4 protein-coding genes are annotated in these 5732 nt (G+C 51.7%); all 4 read right to left on the bottom strand.

The genetic code is table 11. The annotated features are described in order from the left end of the window. Positions 1–1018: 1018 nt before the first annotated feature. On the bottom strand, positions 1019–2896 hold the full coding sequence (locus N1032_RS21900) for a hypothetical protein (protein ID WP_259542306.1): 1878 nt from the start codon (positions 2894–2896) through the stop codon (positions 1019–1021). Between the two features lie 71 nt (positions 2897–2967). Next, positions 2968–3231: a hypothetical protein gene (locus tag N1032_RS21895; RefSeq protein ID WP_259542304.1), complete on the bottom strand. Its 264-nt coding sequence runs from the start codon at positions 3229–3231 to the stop codon at positions 2968–2970. Continuing rightward, on the bottom strand, positions 3231–3443 hold the full coding sequence (locus N1032_RS21890) for a hypothetical protein (protein WP_259542302.1): 213 nt from the start codon (positions 3441–3443) through the stop codon (positions 3231–3233). The genes N1032_RS21895 and N1032_RS21890 overlap by 1 nt, the downstream gene beginning before the upstream one ends. A 260-nt stretch (positions 3444–3703) precedes the next feature. Beyond that, positions 3704–4264, bottom strand: coding sequence for a recombinase family protein (locus tag N1032_RS21885; protein WP_259542301.1), 561 nt, complete (start codon positions 4262–4264; stop codon positions 3704–3706). Positions 4265–5732: the final 1468 nt, after the last annotated feature.

Below are 5732 nucleotides of genomic sequence, written 5' to 3'. Positions count from 1 at the left end.
ATTGTCCTGGTGGCTGTCGCCATCGGTGGCAGTAAGTCACCTCTGAAATAGACCCCGGTGGGGTGGGTGGCATCCCCTTTTTTGCGTCTCTCTTTCAGCGCCATCATTTACACACAGGCAGTTTTGCTCTGAAAATCTAACGGCCTTTCGCCTTTTCTCCGTGGCAAAATCAGGGGGGTGGCTTTGTGGGTAAAGCACTCGGAAACCCAGCTCCAGAAAATTTTTTTGTGGGCTGGGGATCGGCTGGCTGTATAGTTTTTTTAACTGAAAATAACTGGTGCTGTATCGCTTAATCTCCGGTTGAAACACGCTTATTCACGCTTAATCTCCGTAGAAATCAACGACTTACGCTGAACATACTCCGCTGTAATTCACTGGAAACTATCGGTTATACAGCGGCATTACAGGTATAGGTTAGGCGTGGATTTTGCCTGGCTCAGAAACGAAAAAAGCCCGACACCTTTTACAGTGCGGGCCTCTCTCTGGTAAGTTCTCACCTGCTGGTGCTGGTGGGTTTACCTCGTTCTTTGGCGGGAACAGGTTAAGCCTATCAGCCGTGGGAAGTATGCGCAACTTCCACGAAAACAACTATCCAACTGCGAAGAATATCCACCAGCAACGGGCGACCTTTGAAAGCGGGACAAACAGGCAACGTGACCACCTAACCAGCACGGGAAAGATGCTGGCTCTACAGCGACTCGCATCACGACACGATGCACCTGACACAGCCCTAAACGCCAACAGACGATGCTCGCCTTGCTCGCTCTTTTCTCAGCGTACAGGTCACATCGGCTTTCTTTGGGTTATTGTCGCAGGGCAGATTTTCCGAAACATCGTAGATTTGTGATTGGTAGCTGGGGTAAGGAGTTTACAGTAGCCAAATAGCGGGAAGCAGTTTTAACACATGCTCAGGTGCTGCGGTTGATTAGGCCGCTGGGTATGCCCTGACCAAAGGGCAATCTCTGTAAATCTGCTGGCATTTACTGGTGAACGGTAATCACTCGCCCACCTGGACAAATCAAAACGGGTTAAGCAGATCGTGAAACACTGCTCCCGGCTTCCGCATTATCCGCATCTCGTAATCGTTCTGGCCCTGCCAACTGTTTAACGCTCGCTCGTAATCATCAGCGGTTCTGTAATCCTGCTGGCTCAACTCCACCAGCTCGGCCTCCTGCTCACCTGCCCGAATCAGCACATCATTTATCAGCGTCTCAGCCTCGGTTCGCACCTCACCGGCAAAGGCATCATCAGCGAAGCCATACAGCCCATCAAAGCCACTTCTAACGCTCTCAAGCAACGAGGCAAGGCGATTGCTCATCTTCTCCCGTAAAGCGTTCTGGCGCTGTCTCTCGGCCTCTGCTGCGGCCTCTGCTTCTGCTGCTGCTTTTGCCCTGGCTCGCTTTTTCTGCTCCTGCTCATACACGTAATCGTCAAAGGTAGATCGCCACGTTGTGCCAGCATCAACCACCAGCACAGGCTCAGGAGTTTCCGTTAGCGCACGATTAACGTGCTCCGGCTGTTCGGCTTCACCATCAAACGGCGTCATCTGGTCAGCGATGCTCTGTAACGTAGCTGGCGACCAAACACAAATCCACTGCCTGCCGTGCTCGTCCTGTTTCGTTCCCCACGTCCAGACATCACCTAACACGTTCATCAGTGGGTGCGTGAAGCCCATAACCAACTGCCGGGGGTTGTGATTAACATCAAGCGCCCAAAGCACAGCGGCCCTTTTTACAGTGGCAAGCTGCTCGGCCTGTTCGTCTGTTAAACCCTGCTCCCTCAAAATCAGCTCTGCATCGGCAACCTGTCGCAACGTCTGCTGAACAATCCAGCATCGAGCGTGCGCACCGTGAAAAGCGTCCAGGCTCACCCGCTGCTCTTTTACAGTGGCATAGTTGCGCCTGCCTGTCCCGGTCTGGATCGCAACCTCTAACTGTCTCCGCATCTTCGCATTCAAGCGGCTTAGGTTCATCTCTGCGGCATCAAGCAAGCTCTCCAGCGTCATAACGTCAAGCTGTTCAATCAGCGGTAAGCTCTCGGCATATCCTCGCGTAATCTCTCGCACTAACTGCCGGTGCTTCTGCTCGGCTCGCTGCTGCTCTGCCGTCCATTCTGCCTTTTCTGCTTCGGTCATTTTCGACCAGCGTTCTTTATCTGCCTTCCACGCTTTGGCGGCTTCGTGGCTGCTGGCAATCAACCGAACATCGCCCACCGTCACAACCTGTTTCAGCGTCCAGCTCTCCGGTAAGGAGTTACCGTTAGCACGGTTTTCCTCAAAGGTGGCAATAACGAGGTTATCCACCGTTGCCTTTCCTCGGTATGGTGTGCCGTCCGGGTGGGCCGGGTATTGGTGGCATAGCTCCCAGCGAATACCTGTTTCCAGTGCTCGCTCTTTCTCGTTCATCGCACGGCAACGCATCACTAAATCTTTCAGCTCTAACCACTCAATCAGCGAACGGGGCGCAACCTCAATACAGCCGCTGCGGTGAATGCTGTCCACAACAAACTTGTGCGCCTGCTCATTAACGGCACTGCTCAGCCTTTTTAACTGCTTGCCCTGCTCCCGCTCCTGCTGCTGGTGGATCGCACAACTGCGGCAACTGCCTTTCTTCGCGTGGTAAGCGTTCTCGCCAATCCTGGTATTTTCTCCGCATACTCGGCACGCTCTGCCGTTGTAAATCCGCACCCCGTTCCCGTCAATCTCGCTCGCCTCTTGAGGTAAGGAGTTTCCATTAGCTGTAGCATCATCAGCGTAAAACCGGCACTGAACACAACCGTTGTGCCTGCGACCCTTCCGGGCGTAATACACTTCACCCTGGCACTTCTCGCACGGCTCTAAAATCACATACGGCGTCTGCCGTTCTTCCAGTCTCAAAATCAGTTCTTCTTTGGTCATTACATACCCTCTCGTTAGTCAAATATCCTCACCCCGTAATCAGCGAGGTAAGGAGTTTCCATTAGCCAAAATCATTTAGCCTTTGCTGGTGCTGCTCTGTCTTTGTGGCTCCAGTGGGAAAGCCAGCTCAGGTAATGCGACACCGTATCTTCTGCTTTCTCATACGGTCTATGCTGAATCAGCGCCAGCATTAACGTTGCTGCATGAATACGCCCCTTGTCGAACGGGTTAAGCCGTGGGTGCTGGTCTTTGCTCACTGCTCGGTGAAGTCTCTCAGCGTGCGCCAGCTCTTTATCCGTGATTGGGTAGCCATCATCCTTGCTCTGCTTCAACATTACGCCGCCTCCACTTCGTGCCGGTGCTCCACCTGCTGCCGTGCTTTCCGCTGCTGGTATGCTGCTGCGTCCATCTCATGCTTGCACAAAACGCAACGCTTGTTGCTGCGGTAACGCAACGTCTCGCCGCAAACCTTGCACGGCTTGCCGTGGTATTGCTGGGCCGCTCTTAACGCCTTGTTCAGCGTCAATCTCAGTTTCTCAACTTCCATGTTTCATCCTCCTAAATCGTTGTTTCTGAATGCCTTATACCGGAAAACTGTCTGAAAGATCTACAGCTCACTATGTATATATGCAAAAATGTCTGAAAATGTTGACAAAGAAGTCTGAAAAAGTCGTAAGCTGTTGTTTTGTAAGGGAAAATAGTTTGCTCTATAACAGGGTAGGTTATGCCGCCGTCCAGGGTGAATTAACGGCGGTTTTGCTGGTGGCTTGTAAGGTGGGGTAAGGAGTTTCCTGTAGCGCAGTAGCGTTAAACGCCCTGCTCCAGCTCTGCCTTGATGCGTTGAACAGTGCTCACTCCAACGTTGTTGTCTTTTGCCGTCTGGCGAATGCTCTTTGTTGCCATCAGGTCAGCAATAATCGCTGCTCTATCGACTGCTTTACCGTGTCCACGCTTCGCAATGCGTCCGGCTGCTTTCGCTGCCGCATAACCTTCTGCCTGTCGCTCTAACAGCATCTTGCGTTCTGCCGTGGCAACTGCGGCCATCACGGTAATCATCATTTCACCCATCGCTGTCTGCTCGGCTCCAACCGTCAGCCCTTCCTTGTGAAACTGTATGCTTGCGCCCTTCTCTTTCACCGTGTCTATGATGCTCAGCACGTCCACTGTTGAACGACCTAACCGGCTCAGTTCGTGAACGTGAATCACGTCACCCTCACGCACGTAATCGAGCATTGCTTTCAGCTCCGGCCTGTTCATATCCTTCCCGCTCAACTTCTCAGTAAATACTTTATCCAGTGCCACGCCAACTAACTGCCGGTCTGTATGCTGCTGCACCGAACTAACCCGGATGTAACCAACGTTTGCCATCGTTCCCGCTCCTGTATTCATTTGTCTGTATTCAGTATAGGTGTGTTCATCTGGTGTGTAAAGCAGTCTTTTGAATACGCATAACTCATTGTTCAGGTGTGCTCATTACAGTGTGCTTTTTGAATACGCATCGACGAACGTCGATTAACGTCGAGGTAAGGAGTTTCCTTTAGCGCAATAGCGCAGGAGTAGATCGTAAATGAATGCCATCAACGAACAGTCAGCATCGGCAAATATCGCAAACTGTCGATTTCTGTCGAGGTAAGGAGTTACCGTTAGCCATTAGCGCAAATCAACTCCCCCGCCATAGGCGCACCCACTTCCCCCTTTTCGCTCTCGCCTTTTTGCGTATGCCTCGCATACCCCGGAAACGCCATTGAAAACTATGTCTGAACATTGATGTTCTGTAACGCCTTTGGCGTCTGAATAACCTGTAAAATACAGGGCAAATACAGCCGCTGCTCCCCAATAGATTGCCCTCAACTCCCAATAGGCTGCCGGTGGCTGCAAGCCACTGCCAGACCTTTGCTCTGGGTTAGATTGCCCCTTTTTCTGGGTTAGATTGTCCTGGTGGCTGTCGCCATCGGTGGCAGTAAGTCACCTCTGAAATAGACCCCGGTGGGGGTGGGTGGCATCCCCTTTTTTTGCGTCTCTCTTTCAGCGCCACCATTTACACACAGGCAGTTTTGCTCTGAAAATCTAACGGCTTCTCGCCTTTCTCCGTGGCAAAAGCAGGGGGTGGCTTTGTGGGTAAAGCACACGGAAACCCAGCTCCAGAAAATTTTTTTGTGGGCTGGGGATCGGCTGGCTGAACAGTTTTTTAACTGGAAATAACTGGTGCTGTATCGCTTATTGCTCGAATGAAACGCCTTTTTCTACGCTTAATCTCCGTAGAAATCAACGACTTACGCAAATCATCCCCAGTTAAAGAAACCAGAATCTAACGGTTATACAGCGCCATTACAGGTATAGGTTAGGCGTGAATTTTGCCTGGCTCAGAAACGAAAAAAGCCCACGACCTTTTACAGTGTGGGCTTCTCTCTGGTAACTTCATCACCTGCTGGTGCTGGTGGGTATTTACCTGAACTTTGGCGGGTTCAGTGGTAAGCCTATCAGCGGCGGGGTGTATGCGCAACATCCGCTCTACAAACTATCCAACTGCGAAGCCATACCACCAGCAACGGGCAACCTCTCAAAGCGGGAATAAACAGGCAGCGTGACCACCTAACCAGATCGGGAAAGAATCTGGCTCTACAGCGTCTCACTCTACGAAATCGAGTACCTGACATCGCCCTACGCCAAAAGCTGAATGATGGCTGTCGCCTTTCTCCGCGTACAGGTCACATCGGCTTTGTTTGGCCTATTCTTCCGCGTAGGGTGTGAGAATGGTATTAGTGAGCCTTTTTTCGTCATGCTCGGGACGTGGAGTTGTGCGTTATTGGGGGCAAACCCTCACGCACTGACAGTT

It is taken from the genome of Herbiconiux daphne, assembly GCF_024979295.1.
GTDB classification, from domain to species: Bacteria; Actinomycetota; Actinomycetes; order Actinomycetales; family Microbacteriaceae; genus Herbiconiux; species Herbiconiux daphnes.
This window is presented reverse-complemented; position numbering and strand designations above follow the sequence as displayed.